Here is a 22,788-nt window from a genome sequence, read left to right on the forward strand (position 1 = left end):
GCAGCTTTTTATGCTGATAAAATTATTTTGGCCAAAACCATTATATATTCCACTTACGCTGAAAGCTTCCACGCGGGCAATGTCTATCGCTTCAGATGAATATGGAAAAAAGCATCATGGTAATACAAAAGCAAACGCTTTTCGCCATGCTTTGTGGACGGTTTTAATTTGCAAAGCTGTTTTTTGGCGAAAGCAAAATTTGCAAAAATCGCGTGATTGGGCCATAAAAGTGACCAATTTTCATGAAAAACTGGCGCCTAATAAACCGCTTGAACGCGAAATGGATTTGCATAATAATGCAATAGGATGCAATCTCTGGATGGAAAATAAAACCCGCTCTGAAAGTGAATTTATCGCTCTTTTAAGGCAAAAATCAGCCGAAGCAAAACAGGTAAAAACGGTGGAAGAAATAAAAGATTTCAAAGAAAATCTCGTTTATATCACAGATTAATGCTAAATAATATTTTCACAGCCATAAAAGCATACAGCGGTTCTTTGAAACTCATCAAAGAATTGGGCTTGTGGAAATATTTTGCAATCCCGATGATCATAAGTTTTCTCACTGCGGCCATTTTGATCTTTGCGACCTGGGGACTTTCTGACAATATTGGGGCGTTTATCGCAAGACTTTGGTTTTGGGAATGGGGCGCAGAAACTTTTCAAACCATAAGCACGATTTTGGGCGGTCTCATTATTCTCGCGCTGGGACTTATTCTTTATAAACATATTGTGATGGCATTTTCCGCGCCGTTTATGAGTGCGGTTTCAGAGAAAATAGAATCGCATTTTAAAGGTTCGGGTCATTTACATCGCGACACTTCAAACACGGCTCAACTTTTACGCGGGATTCGCATAAATGTGCGCAATCTCCTGATGGAACTTCTGCTTACAATCCCAATTTTACTTTTAGGTTTTATCCCGGTAATTGGGTTATTCACTACAGTTTTGCTTTTTCTGGTTCAGGCGTATTATGCCGGTTTTGGGAATATGGATTACACCCTAGAAAGACATTTAAAGTATAACCAAAGCGTCGATTTTGTCAAGAAAAACAGAGGTTTTGCTGTAGGAAACGGGATTATTTTTATGCTTTTTCTGCTTATTCCCGTTGTGGGAATAATTTTGGTTCTGCCTATTTCTGTAACCGCTGCGTCAATCGTGACGATCAAACTTTTAGAAGAACAAGGACCTGCAAGGTATCCCCTCGGAGAGGGTTCCTTGTAGGTCTTCAAACGAATAAACAGGAAGATTAATTAGTGGAAAAACTAAAAATCCTGATGAAAAAGACCAACAAGGTTTCTAAACCTTGCAGGTTGAGCGAGAAAAATGAAATTATAAAATTTAATAGTTCTAACTAATAACCTAACTGGAGACCAAGACCTGCAAGGTATTCGCGCCGTGCGCGTTCCTTGTAGGTCTCAACAATTAGAATAGAGAAACGACAAAACCTACAAGGTTTTTAAAACCTTGCAGGTTGAAAACGAAACCTTGCAGATTGAAAACGGATTAAAACGAAAGAAATGAAATTAGAAACTTTAGAGCGAGATCATTTTTATCATATTTATAACCGTGGCATTAATGGGGAAACCTTGTTCAAAACTGAAGAAAATATGCGATACTTTCTTCGGTTGGCAGCAAAACATCTTATGTCTGAAATGTATATCTCGGCTTATTGCCTAATGCGTAATCATTTTCATCTGGTTATACAGGTTAAAGAAGATGGAAATAATGCCACACAAGCTTTTTCAAATCTCTTTAATGCGTACGCTAAAGCATATAATAAGCAGCAAAACAGGACAGGCAGCCTTTTTGAAAAACATTTTAAGCGGAAGCGATTGACTGATGAACAGCAATTAAAAATCCTGATAGTTTATGTGCATACTAATCCTGCCCATCACAACGTAGATTATAACTATATTAAGTATCCTTTTTCTTCCTGCCCTAGTTATTTCAAAAATAAAAAGGATGCTTTAATCGCTCCCGTGCGGAAAGAAATAATCAATCTTTTTGATAATATTGCAAATATGAAATACGTTCACGATCAGAAGCATACTTCAGATTCTCCTGAATTGCTAGAAGACCTACAAGGTTTAGAAATACATCCTGTACATTCTCCTGAATCCCTTGGAGACCTACAAGGTTCTGAAAACCTTGCAGGTCGCCCATGCATGCGCGACAAATTTGTCTCATACATACATGAACTTCAGGATAAAATCACTTCAACCTTAGAAAAAGTTGACGGAAAAGCCACTTTTCAAGAAGATGCCTGGGAGCGCGAAGAAGGCGGTGGCGGTCGTACACGTGTTATAGAAAATGGCGATGTTTTTGAAAAAGGCGGCGTTAACATTTCGACAGTTCACGGGCCGCTTGCTCCTGCAATGCAAAAGTATTTCAACGTTGGTGATGTAGATTTTTTCGCCTGCGGACTTAGTCTCGTCCTCCATCCTAAAAATCCGTTTGTACCTACTGTTCATGCAAATTGGCGCTATTTCGAAATGTATGAAAAAGACGGAACGCTGGTAGACAGTTGGTTTGGCGGCGGCCAGGACCTAACGCCATATTACCTTTTTAAGGAAGATGCCGTTCATTTTCACCAAACTTGTAAAACAGTTTGTGACGCTCATGATCCGGCTTTTTACGCCGATTTTAAAGAAAAATGTGACGCTTATTTTTACAATTCGCATCGAGGTGAAGGGCGCGGTATTGGTGGACTTTTCTTTGACTATTGCAAGGCAGATGATAATAGGGATATGCAAGATTGGTATAATTTTGTAACAGCCGTAGGCGATAGTTTTTTAGAAGCTTACGTGTCCATTGTTGAAAAACGCAAGGATTTGCCTTACGGCGAAAAAGAACGCAACTGGCAGGAAGTGCGTCGCGGTCGTTATGTAGAATTTAATCTGGTGCATGATAAAGGCACTTTATTTGGTTTAAAAACAAACGGAAGAATAGAAAGTATTTTAATGAGTCTCCCGCCGGTGGTACAGTGGAAATACGATCATCATCCAGAGCCGGGAAGCGAAGAAGAAAAACTAGTAAAAGTGCTCGAAAATCCGCGAAATTGGATAGAAAATCACCAGAAAAACTGAAATAAATTAGGCTGAAAACAGGTTTTTTTAGCCAAAAATTAAAACATATGTTCCCTTTAAGAAGAAACAGAAGATTAAGAACAAGCGAAGCTATACGCTCACTAGTTCGCGAAACTTTAATTAGTCCCGATGATTTTATCGTACCGCTTTTTGTGGTAGAAGGCAAAAGCGTAAAAGAAGAAATCGCTTCTATGCCAGGATATTTTCGCTACAGCTTAGATAATTTAAAGAAGGAGGCAAAGGTCCTTTGGTCACTGGGTTTAAAATCGGTTTTGCTTTTTGTAAAAGTCGATGACAAACTAAAAGATAACGCCGGTACCGAAGCCATAAACCCTGACGGACTCATGCAGCGCGCGGTTAAAGCGGTTAAAGAAGCCTGTCCCGATATGCTGGTAATGACAGATGTCGCGCTTGATCCGTATTCTAGTTACGGACACGACGGAGTAGTTTCAGACGGAAAAATATTGAATGACGATTCTGCTGCTATTCTTGCTGAAATGGGACTTTCTCATGCTCGTGCAGGTGCAGATTTTATCGCTCCCAGCGATATGATGGACGGTCGCATTTTTGAAATGCGTACGCTGTTAGAAGATGAAGGTTTCTTTGATACCGGTATTATGAGCTATTCGGCTAAATTTGCTTCTGCTTTTTATGGTCCGTTTCGGGATGCTTTAGATTCGGCTCCTGTCGATGCACAGAATATTCCGAAAGACAAAAAAACCTACCAGATGGATCCTGCAAACCGCAGTGAAGCCATTAAAGAAACCCTGATGGATATTGATGAAGGGGCAGATATTGTAATGATAAAACCCGGACTTTGCTATTTGGATATTGTACGTGATATTAAAAATGCAGTGAATGTGCCGGTTGCTGTTTATCAGGTAAGCGGTGAATATGCTATGATAAAGGCAGCTTCAGAAAGAGGCTGGCTGGATCACGATGCCGTTATGATGGAACAAATTCTTGCCATAAAACGTGCAGGAGCAGATGTGATCGCCAGTTATTTCGCAAAAGATGTGGTGAAATTATTGGATTAAAACCCCGATTTTTCACCTATTTATGCCGATTTTCATTTAACAGAACCTGCATAATTAGATAAGGTTTTCTTAAGCCATTGGGCATTGTTTGTCTTTTATAGTACCTTTAAAACACAACAATTTACCTATGGCATTACTCATCGCTTATGCGCTGATCTCGATTTTCGTTTCCTTCTTGTGTTCTATATTAGAGGCAGTTTTGCTTAGCGTTACTCCCACTTATATCAAGATCAAGACCAACGAGGGAAAGCGATATGCGCATACGCTTGAAAAGTTTAAAAAAGACATTGACAAACCGTTAATAGCGATTCTCACACTAAACACCATTGCGCATACAGTAGGTGCAATTCTGGTAGGCGTGCAGGCTGAAAATGTTTGGGGAGAAGGAGAAAGCGGTAGTCACGCCGTGGGTATTGTTTCGGCGATTATGACGCTTCTTATTTTAGTAATTTCTGAAATTATTCCTAAAACCATTGGCGCTACATACTGGAAATTTCTGGGTAATTTTGCAGCAAAATTCTTAACGATCATTTTGTTTCCGCTGCGATATACAGGTATTTTGTGGCTATTAATGTTAACCACTCGTCTTATTGGTAAGTCTGCTCATGTAAATACGATGAGCCGGGAAGAGTTTATGGCATTAACAGATACTGCCGAACAGGAAGGAGCAATAGCAGATAATGAAACTACAGTTATTAAAAATATGCTGGTTTTTAAATCTGTTGAGGCGAAAGATGTGATGACTCCGTTTCCCGTGGTTACAACCGAAAATGAAGATGTAAGTCTGCGGGATTTTCATGAAAATCATAAACATCTAAAGTTTTCACGAGTGCCTGTTTACAAGGATAAATCGCATAATATCACTGGTTTTATCTTAAAAGACGACGTGCTGGAAGAAATTGTAGAAGAACGTCATGACAAAACCTTGGCTGATCTAAAGCGTGAAATTCCCATTGTTTCAGCAGATAAACCAATACCTGAATTGTTTGAAAGTTTTATTCAGAAACGCGAACATATCTCCTTGGTTGTAGATGAATTTGGAAATACAATTGGCATCGTAACCATGGAAGATATTATAGAAACGCTCTTGGGACTTGAAATAATGGACGAAAGCGACACTGTAGAGGATATGCAAAAACAAGCCAGAAAAAACTGGGAGCACAGGGCAAAACGCATGGGGATTACTTTTCAAAAAGAAGAGAACGAACGCACAAGCTAAATGGAAACCGCAAACCTCAACACTGAACTAGGAACGATTGAAATAAAAGGTGACGATTCTGGTCTTCTTTCGGTTATTTTTCTTGATGACGAATATTCTCAATCGCTCACAGTACCAGCATGTTTGCAAGAAGCGTATTCTCAACTTGAAGAATATTTTGATGGAAAACGTCAGGATTTTCGGCTAAAGCTTACTCCACAAGGCACTGTTTTTCAGCAAAAAGTATGGAAGGAACTTGAGAATATTCCTTTTGGTAAAACCACTTCTTATCTAGATATGGCCAAGCAACTGGGTGATCCTAAAGTCATACGCGCAGCGGCCAGCGCAAACGGTAAAAATCCCATTTCGATAATCATTCCCTGTCATCGTGTGATTGGAAGTAATCAATCGCTTACCGGTTACGCCGGCGGATTATGGCGTAAAAAGTGGCTGCTGGCACACGAAAGTCCGGCGCAGCAGACTACTCTGTTTTAATGACTGCAGAGGATTTAATTACCTACGTTTTGCTTCGATTAGAAAATGAATTTTCAAAAATATATCTAGTGGGCTTGTCCTGAGATTCTTGATCCTATTCTTTTTCTACGGCTAATTTTTATATATTAAATCCCGATTTCTACCCTCAGAAAGCTGATTTTATAAAAAACTAAACGTTTTTTCGTCACCCTGAATTTATTTCAGGGTCTCATGCACTTGTGCGATGCTGTTCCGATAGCTATCGGAATCAGCACGACAGGACGCGCTTAAAAAATTTATCTATGCTGAAAAGAATTAAACTTGAAAATATTCTATTTCTTGATATCGAAACTGTTCCTGAGGTGAAGTCTTTTGGTCTTTTATCTGAAGAGATGCAGCAACTTTACGCTGATAAAACAAAATATCAGCGAAAGGAAGAGTTTACTGCAGAAGAGTTTTATGACCGCGCAGGGATTTGGGCAGAATTTGGTAAAATCATCTGTCTTTCTGTGGGTTATTTTAAAATTCAAGGAGAAAACAGAAACTTTAGAACAACTTCGTTTTCCGGTGAAGAAGAAGAGATTTTAAGGGAATTTAAAACACTTCTTGAAACGCATTTCAATAAACCGCAGAATGTTTTATGCGCGCATAACGGGAAAGAGTTTGATTACCCTTTTATAGCACGCCGCATGATTATTCATAGTATCGAGCTTCCGTTTAAACTGAATTTCTTTGGTAAAAAACCATGGGAAGTTCCTCATTTGGATACTTTAGAATTGTGGAAATTTGGTGACTACAAACATTATACTTCGCTTAAACTCCTGACGAAAATTCTAAATATTCCGTCTCCTAAAACCGATATTGACGGTAGCGAAGTACGTGACGTCTTTTATGAGGAAAATGATCTCAACCGCATTGTTTTGTATTGCGAAAGGGATGTTGTTGCTGTCGCTCAGATTATTCTAAGATTGCGCAACGAGAAATTACTGGATGATGCTGAAATAATTTCGGTATAAAAAAACCCGAAGCATTTAAGCTTCGGGTTTTTAGTTACACGAGTTTTAACTTGGTTATATCTAATTTTTAATTAGTTTTTGAGTTTCCAGCATTCCATTATCTGAAGTGATTTCGACAAAATAGATTCCCGATTTTAACTGAGAAACATCTAGTTTTTCGCCAAATACATCATCAGTTACTTCAGTATACGATTTGCTCAAAACCACGCTTCCGCGGATGTCGTAAACAGAAAGCTTAATGTTGATCGGTGAATCTTCTATATCAAGCATCAATTTTACCTCAGCAAAATCTGCCGCCGGATTAGGATAAATGGTGAAATCGCCCTCAAAATCGGCATTTCCATCCATATTTCCGCCAAAGGTTTGTACAGTTCCTGTTTCTACTAAACTATTTGGCATCACACCAGCACCAGAAGTTCCTGTAATTACCACTTCGTCAATATAGATCAAGTCATTATTTGCACTTGCATCACACTGAAACCTGAATTGAGCACCATTTGTAAAGCTATAATCTGCGCTGCTCATATTGATAGTAGCTGTATAATACGTGTTATTATTAAAGCTTGTTCCTCTAGCGTAAGCAGCAACCGTTTGCCATCCTGAACCACTGTTGTAACGTACCCAGAAATCTTCGCCATTTTCCATACTGTATGAGTAGAAAGAGAAAGTGATATCTACATTATCATAAGGAGTAAGATTTACCGCTGAACTTGTCATAGAAGAGGCAGTCCCTGAATTATCTCTGATGTAGATTGAATAGCTACCTTCTGAGGAACGTGAACCGCTATAACGAGCGCAATCGCTACCACCGTCTGACCAGCCATCCCAGCCGCTCTCAAAATAACTGGCAATAAGCGTATCGTTTGCTCCGCCACCTGTAGAACCGCCTGTAGTTGTAACACTAACGGTAGAACTTGATGCTGAAATATTACCTGCGGCATCTTTAGCTCTAACTGAGAAACTATAAGTTGTAGCAGCCGTAAGACCTGTAATATTTGCAGAAGTACCGGTTACAGTTCCTAATAACGTACTGCCTTCATAAACATCATAACCTGTTACTCCTACATTATCTGAAGAAGCATTCCAGGAAAGATCTGCAGTTGTATCTGTAATATTAGAAGCCGCAAGACCTGCAGGAACAGAAGGTGCCTGTGTATCTGCTGTGCTTCCGCCACCACCAAAGACAACCGTGTAATCTTCTACCTCACCGTAAGAAAAGGATTCACAAGAAGAAGGAATTCCGTTATACTTCATTGAAACACGCATTCTTGTTTCGCCATCGAGCGCTGAAGTTGGCACTGTAAAGCTTCCGGAAATAGAACTGGAAGTCGTTGCAGAGCGGCTGAAAACTAATTCGCCAGAATCATCAAAGCTTTCATTTTGGTTGTAATCTATCCAAACGGCATAGCCTTCAGAATAAACCGTTCCTGTCCAAGTAGGAGTAATTGTTATTGTTGAAGAAGCACCTTTAGTAAGACTTGTAGAAACAGCGGTAAAATCTGTATAACCGCTAGTTGCACCAGATGCATTGTCTATGCTTTCTAATTGTACCCGACCAATATATTCATCACTTACGCTGTTTCCTGCAGAAGTACAATATGTAGAACTACCGCCACCGCCGTAAGCTTCACCCACATTTACTGCGTACCAGGCATTGGTTACAGCTTGCTCTTCTGCGCTACCTGCTCCATATAGATCTATAGCTGCCTGAATAGAACCAGAACGAGCATTAGCATAAGTAGAGTTTGCTGAAAGATAAACAGATTCTGTGCGATAAGTAATATCTGCGGCTTTGGTGATACCTATGCCAGCAACATCATAAACATCGCCTACATCATTACTACCAGAACCACCGGCAGTTACTAAATAGAACCAGTGATTTAAAACTCCGGAGTTTGTATGAACACCACAGTAATCATTATTACTTGTAGGTGTACAATTAGGATTTACCCAATATGAACCACCATAAGTATCTGGCTGACCCAAAGATTTAGGATCTGACATAGAGCGTAAAGCAGCAGAACCATTTCTTCTATCAATCTCATCGCCTATTAGCCAGATTGAAGCTGCCGGACTTAAATCATTGCCATTACCTTTAGCGTAGTGCTCTACCACAGCTCCCCAGATGTCTGAAAAACCCTCATTCATCCCACCAGATTCTTTTTGATATGCAAGATCTGCTGTGTATGTACAAACCGCGTGGCCTATCTCGTGAGCCGCTACATCTATAGAAGTAAGCGCGTCGAAATAGCCATTACCTTCTGCACCGTTTGAAGAACCATCACCGTACGACATGACAGAACCATTCCAGAATGCGTTATCATAATTTTGATCTACGTGTACATAACTGCGTATTTGCGTACCATTATTGTCATAGCTATTGCGACCTTGAACGTTTTTAAAGTAGTCATAAGTCATCATAGCTCCCCAATGTGCATCTAATGCTGCATTGTCTTTATTAGCGCTATGCTCCGCAGTCGTCCAGTTATTATCATTATCTGTAAACTGGTCATAGTTACTTATGTACGGATAACTATTACCCGGAGCCTGATTTTTAGCATCCCGCGTATAGACTTTACGAGAACTGTCACTCAAAATATAGCTGCTTCCGCTTAAAGCGGTCTCTATAGTTTGTGTTCCGCTATAGCGAGTTTGTGCCGAAGCAGTGACGTACATTCCCGCGGCCATATCATCAAATGCCGTGTCTGCTTCTTCTTTGGTTTTAACTGTTACCGGCATGTTGCCTACAAAACCAAAAGTATGTGCATGTTTAATAATACTGTTGTAAAACAAAGGTTCGCCACTTTTAGCATCTATGTAGAGCATACCACGACTAAGCGGTTGAGTCGCATAAATATCAAATTTATAAGCCAGTTTTAATTCTGTATTCTTATATGAAGTTAAGGGCAGAATGACAAGTTCACCTTCTGGTTTTGCATAGCTAATCTCTTTAGAAGCATCTGCATATTCCCATAAATAATGAGTAGCGCCAATATGAGCAATTGCTTTACTAAAAGCGGCCGATTTTGAGATCGCAGGGCTGGTTTTTACATCTTTTACAGCATAAAACTCACCGCTTATAGATACAGGTGTACCATTTTTTTCATGTATCGTAGGTTTTGCAAACTCTACAGGAATACCTTCAAATGTCTGTTGAAATCTTTTGTGTACAAATCCGCTCTCGGTCTGTCGTTCTAAAAGATTAAAGTCGCTTTCTGAATCGAGTTCTACTCTATCGTTAAAAATAGCTTTAGGCGTTGAAGCGCTTTTTGACCGGCTTTTGTCTAATTTTACAAGACCAGAAAATTTCTTGGGTTTCTCGTCATGAGGTTTTAGCGAATGTTTTTCCTGTGCGTGCACAGTAAAACCAAAGGTCAAGACTAGCATCAGTAGGAATTTAGGGTAGTTTTTAGTCATATAAGTAATTGATTAAAAATGGATCGAGGGGGCTTGTCTCGTTGACAAACCTGAGTCCAAAATGATAAATATTTAGATTAAATTCAAATATTTTCGACGAAACGCCGTAAAATAATCAGAATAAAGATTAAAATGTTAAATTATTTATAAATAGAACAAGTATAAATCGAATTCTGAAATCACATTCTATTAAATTTGAATAATGCGAAAGACACTTTTAAAGATTGAAAATTTAAGTCTTGGTTTTAACCAGAATAATAAATATTCATCAGTACTCAAGAATGTAAGTTTTGATGTTTTTGAAAACGAAATTCTGGGAATTGTAGGTGAATCAGGTTCTGGGAAATCTGTTACAAACCTTGCTATTTTGGGTCTGTTGCCAAAAAGAATTACTTCTATAGAAAGCGGAAGCATTCTATTTGAAGGTCAGGACTTGCTTCAACTTAAAGAGTCTGCTTTGCAGGAAATACGAGGTAAAAAAGTCTCAATGATCTTTCAGGAACCTATGAGTTCGCTTAACCCATCTATGACATGTGGTAAACAGGTTACAGAGATTTTAGAAAGACATACAAATTTTCCGAAAAATGACCTAAAAAAGCAGGTTATATACCTTTTTGAGCAGGTAAAATTACCACGGCCAGAAAGTGTTTTTAAATCGTATCCGCATCAAATAAGTGGCGGGCAGAAGCAACGCGTAATGATTGCGATGGCTATCGCCTGTAAGCCTAAAGTTTTAATTGCTGATGAACCTACGACAGCTTTAGATGTTACCGTACAGAAAGAGATAATCAATCTTTTAAAAGAACTTCAACAAGAAACCAAAATGAGTGTGATCTTTATTTCACATGATCTGTCACTTGTTAGCGAACTGGCAGATAGAGTGGTTGTCATGTATAGGGGTGAAATTGTGGAGCAGGGTAAAACAAAAGATATTTTTCATAATGCACAAAGTGATTATACCAAAGCGCTAATACATGCGCGACCTGCGATGCATGAACGTTTAGCAAAACTTCCCACAGTCTCAGATTACCTGGAGAAAAGAGTTAAAAGCAGAGTAATTGACTCAAGAGAAAGAACCGAAAATCATTTAAGAATTTATAAAAAAACGCCTTTAGTAGAAGTAAAAAATGTCTCTAAGAATTATTACACTAACGCAGGTTTTTTTCGCAAAAGCGAAATTGTAAAAGCCGTTGACGATGTGAGTTTTGATATTTATGAAGGTGAAACTCTTGGACTTGTAGGAGAATCGGGCTGTGGTAAATCTACGTTAGGTAACTTGATATTGGGTCTGGATAAGGCCTCTGCAGGACAGATATTTTATCGTGGTAAGGATATTGTTTCTCTAAAAGGAAAAGAACTAAGGTCTCTTAGAAAAGATATACAGATAATTTTTCAGGATCCCTATTCCTCTCTTAATCCTCGTCTTACGGTTGGTCAGGCCATTGTAGAAGCCATGCAGGTTCATAATTTAAATGGAAGCGGGGTTGAGCGAAAAGAAAAAGCTATGCAATTGCTGGAACAGGTAGGTTTATTGCCAGAACACTTTTACAGATATCCCCATGAGTTTAGTGGTGGTCAAAGACAACGTATAGGTATTGCTCGCACAATTGCTGTGCAACCTAAGTTTATCGTCTGCGATGAGTCTGTTTCTGCTTTAGATATTTCTGTACAGGCACAGGTACTAAATTTACTTAATGAACTGAAAGATAAATTTGGGTTTACTTATCTATTTATATCACATGATCTTGCGGTAGTCAAGTATATGGCAGATCAACTTCTGGTCATGCAAGAAGGAATTATAGAAGAAAAAGGTGAGGCAGACGCTGTTTATGCGCAGCCACAAAGTTCATACACACGTTCTCTTATAGATGCAATCCCAAAAGGGATCTAGAACATAAACAAAAACACTTTACGAGCGAGATACATAAAGTCTGCTAAGACTCTAAAGCCTCCTTTTAGGGTGTTGAAAGTTCTGGTGAGGGGCATTTGCTGTTGGGGTTGTAATATTTTCATAATAATGCAGTAGGTAAATAATTAAAAAACCGCAGGGCTCCCCCTGCGGTTCTAACAAATCATAACATCAAAACTCTCCAATTTTGAAGTTACACGTATCTCAGGACTCCTCCCGAAATACGGTACGTGCACCAATTCTGTTTGGGGACCACTAAAGTAGAAATATTTTCATAACAAGCAAACCCAAAAATTAAAAAAATGCGCTAAATGTTAAAAATTAGTGCGTTTCATCGAATTAAAGTGAAACTTTAACGTTTAAATGTTATCAATAGAAGATTTATCCTATTAATCTGAACAAAAAAGCGAGACCAAATGATCTCGCTTTTTAGTATTTATATAATAGGATTCTAATGCATTTCAGGAATTTCTCCTTCTACTATAAGATGACCTTCTGTAGCTTTAACTATTTCATCAATTGATACTTCCGGCGCTCGCTCAAGCAATTTAAAGCCTTTATGAGTTACCTCAATTACTGCAAGATTAGTAACTATCTTAGTAACACAGCCTACGCCTGTAAGGGGTAAACTACATCTTCTTAAAAGTTTAGATTCACCTTCACGATTAGTGTGCATCATTGCAACTATGATATTCTCTGCGCTTGCAACAAGATCCATAGCACCTCCCATACCTTTAACCATTTTGCCGGGTATTTTCCAATTGGCAATATCCCCATTTTCGGCAACTTCCATAGCACCAAGAATGGTGAGATCTACATGCTTACCCCTTATCATGGCAAAACTTAAAGATGAATCAAAAAAAGAGGCTCCTTTAAGTGTTGTTATGGTTTGTTTACCAGCATTTATGATATCTGCATCTTCTTGTCCTTCAAAAGGGAAAGGACCCATTCCTAATACTCCGTTTTCACTTTGAAACTCTACACTGATGTCATCGCGCACGTAATTTGCTACCAGAGTGGGAATGCCAATTCCCAGATTTACATAGTAGCCGTCTTTTACTTCCTGAGCAATACGCCGTGCGATTCCATTTTTATCAAGCATCTTTATTTATTAGGTTGCGGAGTCATTCTTAAGTAAGGCTTGATCTCAGTATGCCCTTTTGGGAAAAATTCTGGTATTTGATCATCTGTAACTGATGGAGATATTACACAGTCGTCACCATCTTTCCAGTTAGCCGGTGTAGCAACTTTATGATAAGCCGTTAATTGTAGTGAATCTATAACTCTTAGTATCTCATCAAAGTTGCGCCCTGTTGAAGGAGGATAAGTAAGTGTTAATTTGATTTTCTTGTCAGGATCTATAATAAATACAGACCTTACCGTTGCTTTACTATCTGCATTAGGATGAATCATATCATAAAGTTCTGCAACTTTGTGGTCCTCATCTGCAATTATAGGATAGTTAACTTCTGTATTTTGAGTTTCATTTATATCCTTAATCCACTCCTTATGTGATACAAGTCCGTCAACACTTAATGCTATAGGCTTTACATTTCTTTTTTGAAATTCACCATAGTAATTTGCTACTGTTCCTAATTCTGTTGTGCAAACAGGTGTATAGTCTGAAGGATGGGAGAAAAATATTCCCCAACTATCTCCTAACCATTCATGAAAATTTATTTCTCCTTCAGTAGTTTGTGCTGTAAAATCTGGAGCTGTATCTCCCAATCTTAAATGTGCCATTATTCTGTTTTTTTTGATTTGTTATTATTCTCTTTTTCTCACTGTGCGCTTTTCTATGCGCTTTTCAAACTTTTCTCCTTTAAATATGCGCTGAACAAATATCCCGGGAATATGAATCTGATTAGGGTCTAACTCTCCCGCCTCTAATAGTTCTTCTACCTCAACCACGGTCACTTTAGCCGCTCCACACATTACAGGATTAAAGTTACGTGCTGTCCCTTTAAAAATTAAATTTCCCGCTTTATCCCCTTTCCAGGCTTTGATAAATGCGAAATCTGCTTTAAAAGCCTGTTCTAATACATACATTTTGTCGTCAAACTCTCTGGTTTCTTTCTCAAATGCCACTTCAGTTCCATATCCTGCCGGAGTGTAAAATGCAGGAATGCCACTTTGAGCAGCTCGACAACGCTCTGCTAAAGTACCTTGAGGTATAAGTTCAACATCCAACTCACCGCTAAGCATCTGTCTTTCAAACTCTGCGTTTTCCCCTACATAAGAAGAAATCATTTTTTTTATCTGATGCTTTTCTAAAAGCAAGCCTAAACCAAAACCATCTACTCCTGCATTATTAGAAATACAAGTAAGATTTTTAACTTCTAATCTTACCAGTTCGGCAATTGCATTTTCAGGAATTCCGCTTAAGCCAAAACCACCTAACATGCACGTCATACCACTCTCTACACCTTCTAAAGCTTCTTGTACCGAGTTAACGGTTTTGTTTATCATATTCTAAATTTTACCTTAGAAAATTACGAAAATATGCCGCGGTCACCAATGATTTTATGAGAATAATAGGATTGTGCTAAAACCAAAAGCCTCTCAGAACTGAGAGGCTTTAAATAAAATATTATAACTAATCTAAACTGAAAATTTAACTGCTTCTAAGTATCATTTAGAAATCTAACTCATCTGGCAGTTCATCACCTGTGTGATCACCTTCTGCAGGAACATCGCAATCTATTCTAATTGATAGATTTTCTGGTTTTTCAAATTCCTCTTGAGATACATTTAGTTCATCATCTGCATAGCACTGTTTCATATACGTGCCCCAAATAGGCAGTGCCATTGTCGCTCCCTGCCCATAAGTAATACCACTAAAGTGAACAGATCTGTCATCGCCGCCAACCCAAACACCAGTTACCAAATTAGGAACCATACCCATAAACCAACCATCACTTTGATTTTGTGTTGTACCTGTTTTACCGGCAATAGGATTTGTAAAAGCGTAAGGATAGCCTGTAATTACATTTTTATACATATAATCTGAAGCCCATGTATGTCTTAGCCGTGCACCAGAACCATATTGCGTAACACCTTCCATAAGGTTTACGGTAACATATGCAGATTCTTTGCTTAACACATCTCTAGTTTGAGGCACATGTTGATAAAGAATAGTTCCGTTCTTATCTACAATTGTACTTATGATCTGCGGCTGTACATGTACGCCTTGATTAGCAAAAGCAGAGTAAGCAGAAACCATTTCAAAAAGGCTAAGGTCTGCCGTTCCTAAAGCGAGTGATGGCACAGCAGGAATATTTTTAGTGTCAATACCCAGTTTCTCGATGAGATCGATCACCGGTTGTGGTCCTACACGATCCATAAGGCGTGCAGAAATCGTATTTATAGAATTGGCCAGCGCACTCTTTAAAGTCACCATACCACCATAACCACCGCTTGAGTTTTCAGGGCACCAGTCTTCAGCAACACCATAACGCCCTTTTGGGATACAATACATAACATTAGATAAGGTGTCGCATGGCGATAGATGTAGCTGGTCTATGGCTGTAGCATATAAAAATGGTTTAAAAGTTGATCCCACCTGGCGCTTTCCAGATTTAACATGGTCAAATTGAAAATGTTTGTAGTCAACACCACCTACCCAAGCCTTTACTTCGCCGGTTTGCGGAGTCATACTTAACATGCCTGCGCGCAAGAACTTTTTATAGTAGCGTATAGAATCTAAAGGGGTCATTACCGTATCTATCTCATCTTCCTGCTCCCAGCTAAAGACACGCATTTCAACTTTTTCCTTAAATGATGCCAGAATCTCTTCTTTATTCATTCCTCTTGCTGCCATTCTTTTCCAGCGGTCAGAATTATGCATGGCTCTGTTAATGATGCCGTTTTCCTGCTCTGTGGTAATATCTCTAAAGGGCGCAGTTTTGTTATTTCTATTCTGCTTATCAAATTCGCGTTGCAGATTTGTCATATGCTCTTTTACAGCATTCTCTGCATATTGTTGCATTCTTGAATCAATAGTGGTTGTAATTACAAGACCATCGCGATAAATATTGTAGTATTCATCATTACCATCGCTATCTTTCCCTTTAGGGTTCTCTTCAAGCCATTCTTTCATAAAACCTCTTAGATATTCTCTAAAATAGGTCGCAATTCCATCTGAATGTGATTCTGGCGAAAAATCTAATTTTATAGGTTGTGCCTGTAAACTGTCTACAACAGATTCACTCAACTTCCCTGTTTCGGCCATTAGAGCCAATACCGTATTACGGCGTTCAAGTGATTTATCTTTAGATATCTCCCGGTTTGGGTTGTACTGTCTGGGGTTTTTAAGCATTCCCGCAATAACAGCAGATTCTTCAGGACGTAATTCTATAGGTTCTTTTCCAAAATAAATGCGCGCTGCAGAACGTATCCCAATTGCATTAAAGAGAAAATCCTGCTTATTGAGGTACATGGTAATAATTTCCTCTTTAGTATACTGTCGTTCAAGACGTGTAGCTATGATCCACTCTTTTATCTTTTGCATTAAACGATCTACCGTACTCTGGGGTGTATCTGAAAAAAGAAGTTTTGCAAGCTGTTGAGTAATTGTACTCGCCCCGCCATTAGAACCCAGAAATACCACCGCTCTTGCAGTACCACGCGCATCAATACCAGAATGATCATAAAAACGGCGATCTTCCGTCGCAACTACAGCATCGATAAGGTTTTTAGGCAAATCGTCATACTTAACCGGAGTTCTGTTCTCACTATAGAATTTGCCCAAAGTTTTACCATCTGCAGATAAAATTTCTGTTGCCAGATTTGTTTCTGGGTTTTCTAATTCTTCAAAAGTTGGTAATTGACCAAAAACACCCCACCCGGCTAATAAAAATAGGAGTACGATAAATCCTAATCCACCAGCGAAAAGAATCCAAAACCATTTTTTATAAGTAGAAAAGTCCTGTTTTTTAGCGGTTTTAGGCGCTTTTTTAGCCTGTTTTGCCATTTTTTTAATCGTTATTAGATTTTTCTATACGTAATCCCACATCTCTAATCCCTTCAAGAGCAGTAACAGGATCAACATCACCGTTACGACGCATCGCCTGTTTTATTTTAAAAGTATATTCTCCGCTTTCGCTGAATTTCACGCTTTCCTTATACCAGAGTTTACTCTCTTTTAAATCACTAAACCCCGTACCCAACCAGGAGCCATCAGGGCGAGCCATATCGTATTGTAAAGTGTCTGTTATCAATCGCCCATGCGGAAACTGCATCTGTGTAATTAGAAAAAGATTGCTGTAACTATAATTGTTGTCGTTGCGCAGGGTTATAAAAACATTATAAGACTGCAAACTATCTAGTTGATTTACCTTAAACACCACTGCTGAATCTTTGTGCCAAACATGACCCACTTCTTTGTATTGATGAAAAACACGCTTATCATCACAAGAACTCACTAAAAACACTAAAAAAAGTACAGCTATTATTCTGCTCATTTTAGTTTGAGCCTTTTTTGTGTTGCGTTTTCTTTTTATTCTGCGGCTTTCTTTTTTTACGCCTTCTTTTAGGGGCATCAAATCGAGTTAAACTATCCTGACCTACAACGTTGCCAAAATCTACTTTAGTATCATTAACATGTTCTGCCGCATATTCCTCAAGACTGGCGACAGGTTTATTATTCTTGTTAGATTCAAGAATTTCATTTGCTTGGTCTGTAGTAAGCTTGTGCCAGTTCATCCATTCTCCTTCATAAGCATACCAAAGATGCCCCTGAAAGATGTCTATTTTTTGACATACAGCAGTCCCTTTTTGGGTTTTAAGCTTTTGGTCTGTCTTAGGAAAATCTTTAAGTGCATCCAGATAAGCGTCAAGCTCATAGTTTAAACAGCACTTAAGCTTACCGCATTGCCCTGCAAGCTTTTGAGGATTAAGCGACAGTTGTTGATAGCGAGCGGCGCTGGTACTTACAGATCTAAAATCTGTAAGCCAGGTAGAGCAGCAAAGTTCGCGCCCACAAGATCCTATTCCGCCTAAGCGGGAAGCTTCTTGTCTAAAACCTATTTGACGCATTTCTATACGTATGCGAAATTCCTGAGCAAATTCTTTAATAAGTTGTCTAAAGTCAACGCGATCTTCTGCTGTATAATAAAAAGTAGCTTTAGAACCATCACCCTGAAACTCAATATCAGATATTTTCATCTGTAAGCCCAGTCGTATTGCTATTTGTCTGGAGCGCACTTTTATAGCTTCTTCTTTGTCTTTTAGTTCTGTCCAGACATCAATATCCTTTTGAGTGGCTTTACGATAGATCTTAAGAATTTCATCGCCGGTTTGGGGCGCTTTTTTCTTTTTCATCTGTATCCTTACCAGCTCGCCGGTAAGAGTAACGCTGCCTATATCATGACCAGAAGCTGCCTGTACAGCAAGTATATCGCCTATCCCGATAGAAAGACCTTCAGTATTTTTATAAAAATCTTTACGGCCGTTCTTAAAACGCACCTCAACAAAATCAAATGGTTCCTGCCCTTCCGGAAGGCTCATATTAGCAAGCCAGTCAAAAACCGTTAATTTATTACATCCATCTGTACCGCAGGTACCGTTATTTTTACATCCACGCGGTTGACCGCTTTCAGTCGTACCACAATTTCCACACGCCATGGGGTCTATATATTTGAGAGTTAACCTTCAACAAACAGAAAAACGAAGCAGAATTTCACGCATTCTACCCGATTTTTTGCCTTTAGAAGTAACTTTTTAACACTATTATTTGTATTGACAAAGTTGCATAAAATCGATGACAAATAGAAGAAATACTTATTTATCCTGGATTGCGAAGAATAATGCTGCTTTTATTTCGCTATAGCGAAACTAAACACCCTATTTAAAACATAGGAAAGATCTCACAATATCTAACGTTTGCGTATTAAACTTAAAAATTATGACTATTTCTAATTAATTTTTGACACTTTTAACTTCAACAATATTTTAAACTATAAATTATAATGAAAAAGAATTTTACCCAACGCTCTGTTACTTTTACTTTAGCATTAGGAGGATTACTGCTTGCCGCTTGTAGCCCTGATGCAGGACTGGAGAATCTCAATGAGGTTGACAATTTTAAAACGCTTGATTTACACGCACAAAGCGGAGATATTAAAATTGACACAGAATTACCAGCTCTTGAAGGTTATATCTTTAATGATGTTCCTTTTAACTTTGCTAATGCTGTAGAACCAAGTGCATGCGCGCCCACTGCTTTTGACGAAGTTATTGATGCTTCTATCAACAGCAATCTTGATTATTACGGGAGTTTATACTACAACACCTACGCTTCTATAAATCAAATATATAGTATCATTAATCAGGATGAGCAATACTTTGGCGCAGAAGGACAATACACAAACTATGTTGCAAAACGCAAAAGAGAATTAGAGAAATTCTGGGACATGAGCGGTCTCATTACGTTACACGGTCAGCACAACAGCACCTTAAATGATGTTGATAAAATCGCACAGGCTTATATGGCTGCAGGATATCCTGAAAGTAGCGCGTATGCAAATGCAAATGCTTTTTTGCAAATAAATGAGATAAGTACATTTTTAATTGAAAGCCCGTTGCTTTCTTTTGATGGTTTTGCATCATCAAGCAACCTTATCGTTATAGGTGATGGTATTGTAGAACTTGCTTCTAAAGCGGGTGTAGAAGATAAGATCGTGTGGTCTGGAATTCTTTCTCATGAGTGGGCGCACCAGATTCAGTTTGACAATATGCAAGAGTGGTACCCTAACGGCGCAGCAGATAATGCTCCTGAAGATACCAGAACCACAGAGCTGGAAGCAGATTTTTTTGCTGCTTACTATATGACTCACAAACGTGGGGCAACTTACAACTGGAAAAGAGTACAGGATTTTCTTGAACTGTATTTTAACATAGGCGACTGTAGCTTTACAAGTTCTGGTCACCACGGTACACCAGAGCAACGTATGCGTTCTGCAGAAGCTGGTTATGAACTGGCAAGCAGCACTTTTCCTAAAGGGAAGATCTTAAGCCCTGAAGAAGTACATGAGTTATTTTTAGAAAGTCTTGACGCTATCGTTTCAGGAAGCTAAACTGACCCTAAAACTCAGATAAACAAACAAAAGAGCCGGCAAAAACCGGCTCTTTTTATATGAAAATCGGCTAAAAACTAGCTAATATTGCGTTGATATTTAAGCTTTTCAGAACGGCCTTTTTTAAATATCTTATTGCTGTTAGGTTTACCTTTTCGCAATTCTTTTTGCTCCTCATAAGGTAAGTGAATAATATCCTGACATTCTGAAGAACAGCAGTTATCCATTTTAGAAGCACATTCTTCGCACTGTATAAACAGCAGGTGGCAAGCTTCATTATCACAGTTTACGTGTGTATCACAAGGCTTACCGCACTGGTGACAGTTAGAAATAATATCTTCTGTAATGCGCTCTCCCCTTCTGTGATCAAAAACAAAATTTTTTCCTTTAAACTTATTTTCAATTTTAAGCTGCTCTACCTGACGAGCATATTCTATAATACCGCCTTCTAATTGATAAACCTGCTTAAAACCTTTATGGCGGTAATATGCACTGGCTTTCTCACAGCGTATACCTCCTGTACAATACATCACCAGCTTTTTATCTTCTTTGTGATCTTTTAAGTCTTCTTCAATAAGGTCTAAGCTGTCGCGAAAGGTGTCAACGTCTGGAGTAATCGCATTTTTAAAATGGCCTATTTCGCTTTCATAATGATTACGCATGTCTACCAGAACGGTATTCTCATCTTCTATAAGCTCATTAAAAGTGACCGCATCTACATGAATACCTTTATTAGTAACATCAAAAGTGTCATCGTTTAAGCCGTCTGCAACGATCTTGTTACGCACTTTTACTTTCAGCTTTAAAAAAGCTTTTGAGTCATGCTCTATAGCGATATTAAGACGTACATTTTCTAAAAAGTAAATTCCGTCAAGAAAATCTTTAAACGCAGCAAAGTTCTGTGCAGGAACAGACAGTTGGGCATTTATCCCTTCATGAGCTACATAAATCCTGCCCAGCACGTTAAGCGCATCCCAGGCTACAAATAAATGATTTCTAAATAATTGCGGATTGCCAATTTTGGCATATTGATAAAAAGAAAGAGTAAGACGATCTTCGCCAGCTTCATCTATAAGAGCTGCCCTTTCTTTCGCACTTAGTTTATTGTACAGTTGCATGCTATACTAATTTTATAAGATTAAAAGTGCCACAAAAGTACCATTTTCTAGCCCTTTGAGCAAATTGAGAACAGATCAAAAAAACGCCCATAATCTTTTAAGGGCATTTTTCTTTGAACGGCTAATTCAAGGTTATTAATTCTAAAGTTTTATTCTTTAAAACCTTAGCCGCCGTCTAACCGGTAATTGCAGCAAAAGGAGTTTAACTGCCCTCTGTTTTTCCTGCAATAGATCAATTTCCATTTTAAAGCCATAATGCTTCATTTTATAATGAGATGAAATTTTTTCTCAATGGTTGCGCGGCTTATTGTTAAAGCTTTAAAGCTGCAAGAACATACCTGCAGAATACAAAAGCACATTGTATCGGTTAAAAAGAAGTGGTACTTTAGCACCTTATAATAAATTGAGAAAGAAAGACTATGAGTAAAGAACAAGATGCTAAATTAAAAGCTTTAAAACTCACTCTTGATAAGCTAGACAAGACCTATGGTAAGGGTACGGTGATGAAGATGGGAGATAATGCCATTGTTGAGGTAGAATCTATCTCTACAGGATCGTTAGGTCTAGATCTTGCATTAGGCGTAGGTGGTTATCCTAAAGGTCGCGTTATAGAAATATATGGCCCAGAATCTTCTGGTAAAACTACACTTACATTACACGCTATTGCCCAGTCACAGAAAAAAGGTGGTATCGCTGCTTTTATAGATGCAGAACACGCTTTTGACCGTTTTTATGCCGAAAAATTAGGCGTAGATATAGAAAACCTGATCATCTCACAGCCAGATAACGGGGAGCAGGCTCTTGAGATCGCAGATAATTTAATACGCTCTGGCGCAATAGATATTATCGTTATTGACTCTGTAGCTGCACTTACGCCTAAAAGCGAAATAGAAGGTGAAATGGGTGACTCAAAAATGGGTCTTCATGCCAGATTAATGTCACAGGCACTGCGTAAATTAACCGGTTCTATTAGCAAGACAAATTGTACCGTAATCTTTATTAACCAGTTGCGTGAGAAAATAGGTGTTATGTTTGGTAACCCTGAAACAACTACAGGTGGTAATGCGCTTAAATTTTACGCTTCGGTACGTTTAGATATTAGAAGATCTACGCAGATAAAAGACAGCAACGGTAATGTTATAGGTAACAAGACCAGAGTAAAAGTGGTTAAGAATAAAGTTGCTCCTCCTTTCCGTCAGGCAGAATTTGATATCATGTACGGTGAGGGAATTTCTAAAATAGGAGAAGTAATTGACATAGGTGTAGATTATGAGATCGTGAAGAAAAGCGGATCGTGGTTTAGCTATGAAGAAACAAAACTTGGTCAGGGTCGTGATGCCGTAAAAGCAATTCTTAACGACAATCCTGATCTTATGGAAGAACTTGAAGTGAAAATTAAAGAAGCAATTAAAATAGCACACGGCTAGAAAAGATTTTTTTACCGCACGCAACCTTTTT

At 38.6% G+C, this 22,788-nt stretch carries 18 protein-coding genes; 10 read left to right on the forward strand and 8 right to left on the reverse strand.

Annotation, left to right across the window (positions count from 1 at the left end):
* Positions 1 to 10: 10 nt before the first annotated feature.
* From ACH3O9_RS06530 to ACH3O9_RS06560, 7 genes are all read left to right on the forward strand, one after another.
* On the forward strand, positions 11 to 451 hold the full coding sequence (locus ACH3O9_RS06530) for a DUF6973 domain-containing protein (RefSeq protein ID WP_416445482.1): 441 nt from the start codon (positions 11 to 13) through the stop codon (positions 449 to 451).
* A complete protein-coding gene (locus ACH3O9_RS06535; protein WP_416445484.1) occupies positions 451 to 1,221 on the forward strand; it encodes an EI24 domain-containing protein in 771 nt (256 codons plus the stop codon). Before ACH3O9_RS06530 ends, ACH3O9_RS06535 begins: the two co-directional genes overlap by 1 nt.
* Positions 1,222 to 2,165: 944 nt before the next feature.
* Entirely contained in the window at positions 2,166 to 3,086 is a 921-nt protein-coding gene (gene hemF, locus ACH3O9_RS06540) for an oxygen-dependent coproporphyrinogen oxidase (RefSeq protein ID WP_416446637.1), read from the forward strand.
* A 47-nt stretch (positions 3,087 to 3,133) separates the two neighbouring features.
* Entirely contained in the window at positions 3,134 to 4,123 is a 990-nt protein-coding gene (gene hemB / locus ACH3O9_RS06545; RefSeq protein ID WP_416445486.1) for a porphobilinogen synthase, read from the forward strand.
* A gap of 127 nt (positions 4,124 to 4,250) precedes the next feature.
* On the forward strand, positions 4,251 to 5,342 hold the full coding sequence (locus tag ACH3O9_RS06550; RefSeq protein ID WP_416445488.1) for a CNNM domain-containing protein: 1,092 nt from the start codon (positions 4,251 to 4,253) through the stop codon (positions 5,340 to 5,342).
* Entirely contained in the window at positions 5,343 to 5,816 is a 474-nt protein-coding gene (locus tag ACH3O9_RS06555) for a methylated-DNA--[protein]-cysteine S-methyltransferase (protein ID WP_416445490.1), read from the forward strand. It begins immediately after the preceding gene.
* Between the two features lie 281 nt (positions 5,817 to 6,097).
* A complete protein-coding gene (locus tag ACH3O9_RS06560) occupies positions 6,098 to 6,811 on the forward strand; it encodes a 3'-5' exonuclease (protein WP_416445492.1) in 714 nt (237 codons plus the stop codon).
* 60 nt (positions 6,812 to 6,871) lie between these two features.
* Here the strand turns inward: ACH3O9_RS06560 and ACH3O9_RS06565 are convergent, their stop codons facing one another.
* Positions 6,872 to 10,198, reverse strand: coding sequence for a M4 family metallopeptidase (locus tag ACH3O9_RS06565; RefSeq protein ID WP_416445494.1), 3,327 nt, complete (start codon positions 10,196 to 10,198; stop codon positions 6,872 to 6,874).
* A gap of 232 nt (positions 10,199 to 10,430) precedes the next feature.
* Here ACH3O9_RS06565 and ACH3O9_RS06570 point away from each other — a divergent pair, with 232 nt between their 5' ends.
* Positions 10,431 to 12,119, forward strand: coding sequence for an ABC transporter ATP-binding protein (locus ACH3O9_RS06570; RefSeq protein WP_416445496.1), 1,689 nt, complete (start codon positions 10,431 to 10,433; stop codon positions 12,117 to 12,119).
* Between the two features lie 469 nt (positions 12,120 to 12,588).
* Here the strand turns inward: ACH3O9_RS06570 and ACH3O9_RS06575 are convergent, their stop codons facing one another.
* The 6 genes from ACH3O9_RS06575 to ACH3O9_RS06600 form a co-directional block, all read right to left on the reverse strand.
* Positions 12,589 to 13,239, reverse strand: a complete 651-nt coding sequence (locus ACH3O9_RS06575; protein ID WP_416445498.1) for a 3-oxoacid CoA-transferase subunit B — start codon at positions 13,237 to 13,239, stop codon at positions 12,589 to 12,591.
* Between the two features lie 2 nt (positions 13,240 to 13,241).
* Positions 13,242 to 13,880 (reverse strand): peroxiredoxin, encoded by a 639-nt coding sequence (locus tag ACH3O9_RS06580; RefSeq protein WP_416445500.1) that lies wholly within the window; start codon positions 13,878 to 13,880, stop codon positions 13,242 to 13,244.
* Between the two features lie 24 nt (positions 13,881 to 13,904).
* Positions 13,905 to 14,606 carry a CoA transferase subunit A gene (locus ACH3O9_RS06585; RefSeq protein WP_416445502.1) on the reverse strand — a complete coding sequence of 234 codons (702 nt, stop codon included), beginning with the start codon at positions 14,604 to 14,606 and terminating at the stop codon, positions 13,905 to 13,907.
* 166 nt (positions 14,607 to 14,772) lie between these two features.
* Positions 14,773 to 17,109, reverse strand: a complete 2,337-nt coding sequence (locus tag ACH3O9_RS06590) for a penicillin-binding protein 1A (RefSeq protein ID WP_416445504.1) — start codon at positions 17,107 to 17,109, stop codon at positions 14,773 to 14,775.
* 4 nt (positions 17,110 to 17,113) lie between these two features.
* Positions 17,114 to 17,599 (reverse strand): gliding motility lipoprotein GldH, encoded by a 486-nt coding sequence (locus ACH3O9_RS06595; RefSeq protein WP_416445506.1) that lies wholly within the window; start codon positions 17,597 to 17,599, stop codon positions 17,114 to 17,116.
* Between the two features lies 1 nt (position 17,600).
* A complete protein-coding gene (locus ACH3O9_RS06600; RefSeq protein ID WP_416445509.1) occupies positions 17,601 to 18,761 on the reverse strand; it encodes a PSP1 domain-containing protein in 1,161 nt (386 codons plus the stop codon).
* A 344-nt stretch (positions 18,762 to 19,105) separates the two neighbouring features.
* Here ACH3O9_RS06600 and ACH3O9_RS06605 point away from each other — a divergent pair, with 344 nt between their 5' ends.
* Complete coding sequence (locus ACH3O9_RS06605; RefSeq protein WP_416445511.1) at positions 19,106 to 20,212, forward strand: hypothetical protein; 1,107 nt, start codon at positions 19,106 to 19,108, stop codon at positions 20,210 to 20,212.
* A gap of 77 nt (positions 20,213 to 20,289) precedes the next feature.
* Here the strand turns inward: ACH3O9_RS06605 and ACH3O9_RS06610 are convergent, their stop codons facing one another.
* On the reverse strand, positions 20,290 to 21,330 hold the full coding sequence (locus ACH3O9_RS06610) for a rhodanese-related sulfurtransferase (protein WP_416445513.1): 1,041 nt from the start codon (positions 21,328 to 21,330) through the stop codon (positions 20,290 to 20,292).
* 419 nt (positions 21,331 to 21,749) lie between these two features.
* Between ACH3O9_RS06610 and recA the strand changes: the two genes are divergently transcribed.
* On the forward strand, positions 21,750 to 22,757 hold the full coding sequence (recA, locus tag ACH3O9_RS06615) for a recombinase RecA (protein ID WP_416445515.1): 1,008 nt from the start codon (positions 21,750 to 21,752) through the stop codon (positions 22,755 to 22,757).
* The last annotated feature ends 31 nt before the right edge of the window (positions 22,758 to 22,788 follow it).

Source organism: Leeuwenhoekiella sp. A16, assembly GCF_047946675.1.
Taxonomy (GTDB): Bacteria; Bacteroidota; Bacteroidia; order Flavobacteriales; family Flavobacteriaceae; genus Leeuwenhoekiella.

Excerpts from the sequence above, each read along its gene's own strand:
- ACH3O9_RS06575 (WP_416445498.1), bottom strand. The coding sequence starts at position 13,239 with ATGCTTGATAAAAATGGAATCGCACGGCGTATTGCTCAGGAAGTAAAA.
- hemF (WP_416446637.1), top strand. The coding sequence starts at position 2,166 with ATGCGCGACAAATTTGTCTCATACATACATGAACTTCAGGATAAAATC.
- ACH3O9_RS06580 (WP_416445500.1), bottom strand. The coding sequence starts at position 13,880 with ATGGCACATTTAAGATTGGGAGATACAGCTCCAGATTTTACAGCACAA.
- ACH3O9_RS06550 (WP_416445488.1), top strand. The coding sequence starts at position 4,251 with ATGGCATTACTCATCGCTTATGCGCTGATCTCGATTTTCGTTTCCTTC.
- ACH3O9_RS06530 (WP_416445482.1), top strand. The coding sequence starts at position 11 with ATGCTGATAAAATTATTTTGGCCAAAACCATTATATATTCCACTTACG.
- ACH3O9_RS06600 (WP_416445509.1), bottom strand. The coding sequence starts at position 18,761 with ATGGCGTGTGGAAATTGTGGTACGACTGAAAGCGGTCAACCGCGTGGA.
- ACH3O9_RS06605 (WP_416445511.1), top strand. The coding sequence starts at position 19,106 with ATGAAAAAGAATTTTACCCAACGCTCTGTTACTTTTACTTTAGCATTA.
- ACH3O9_RS06585 (WP_416445502.1), bottom strand. The coding sequence starts at position 14,606 with ATGATAAACAAAACCGTTAACTCGGTACAAGAAGCTTTAGAAGGTGTA.
- ACH3O9_RS06565 (WP_416445494.1), bottom strand. The coding sequence starts at position 10,198 with ATGCTAGTCTTGACCTTTGGTTTTACTGTGCACGCACAGGAAAAACAT.
- recA (WP_416445515.1), top strand. The coding sequence starts at position 21,750 with ATGAGTAAAGAACAAGATGCTAAATTAAAAGCTTTAAAACTCACTCTT.
- ACH3O9_RS06610 (WP_416445513.1), bottom strand. The coding sequence starts at position 21,330 with ATGCAACTGTACAATAAACTAAGTGCGAAAGAAAGGGCAGCTCTTATA.
- ACH3O9_RS06560 (WP_416445492.1), top strand. The coding sequence starts at position 6,098 with ATGCTGAAAAGAATTAAACTTGAAAATATTCTATTTCTTGATATCGAA.
- ACH3O9_RS06570 (WP_416445496.1), top strand. The coding sequence starts at position 10,431 with ATGCGAAAGACACTTTTAAAGATTGAAAATTTAAGTCTTGGTTTTAAC.
- ACH3O9_RS06555 (WP_416445490.1), top strand. The coding sequence starts at position 5,343 with ATGGAAACCGCAAACCTCAACACTGAACTAGGAACGATTGAAATAAAA.
- ACH3O9_RS06595 (WP_416445506.1), bottom strand. The coding sequence starts at position 17,599 with ATGAGCAGAATAATAGCTGTACTTTTTTTAGTGTTTTTAGTGAGTTCT.
- ACH3O9_RS06535 (WP_416445484.1), top strand. The coding sequence starts at position 451 with ATGCTAAATAATATTTTCACAGCCATAAAAGCATACAGCGGTTCTTTG.
- hemB (WP_416445486.1), top strand. The coding sequence starts at position 3,134 with ATGTTCCCTTTAAGAAGAAACAGAAGATTAAGAACAAGCGAAGCTATA.
- ACH3O9_RS06590 (WP_416445504.1), bottom strand. The coding sequence starts at position 17,109 with ATGGCAAAACAGGCTAAAAAAGCGCCTAAAACCGCTAAAAAACAGGAC.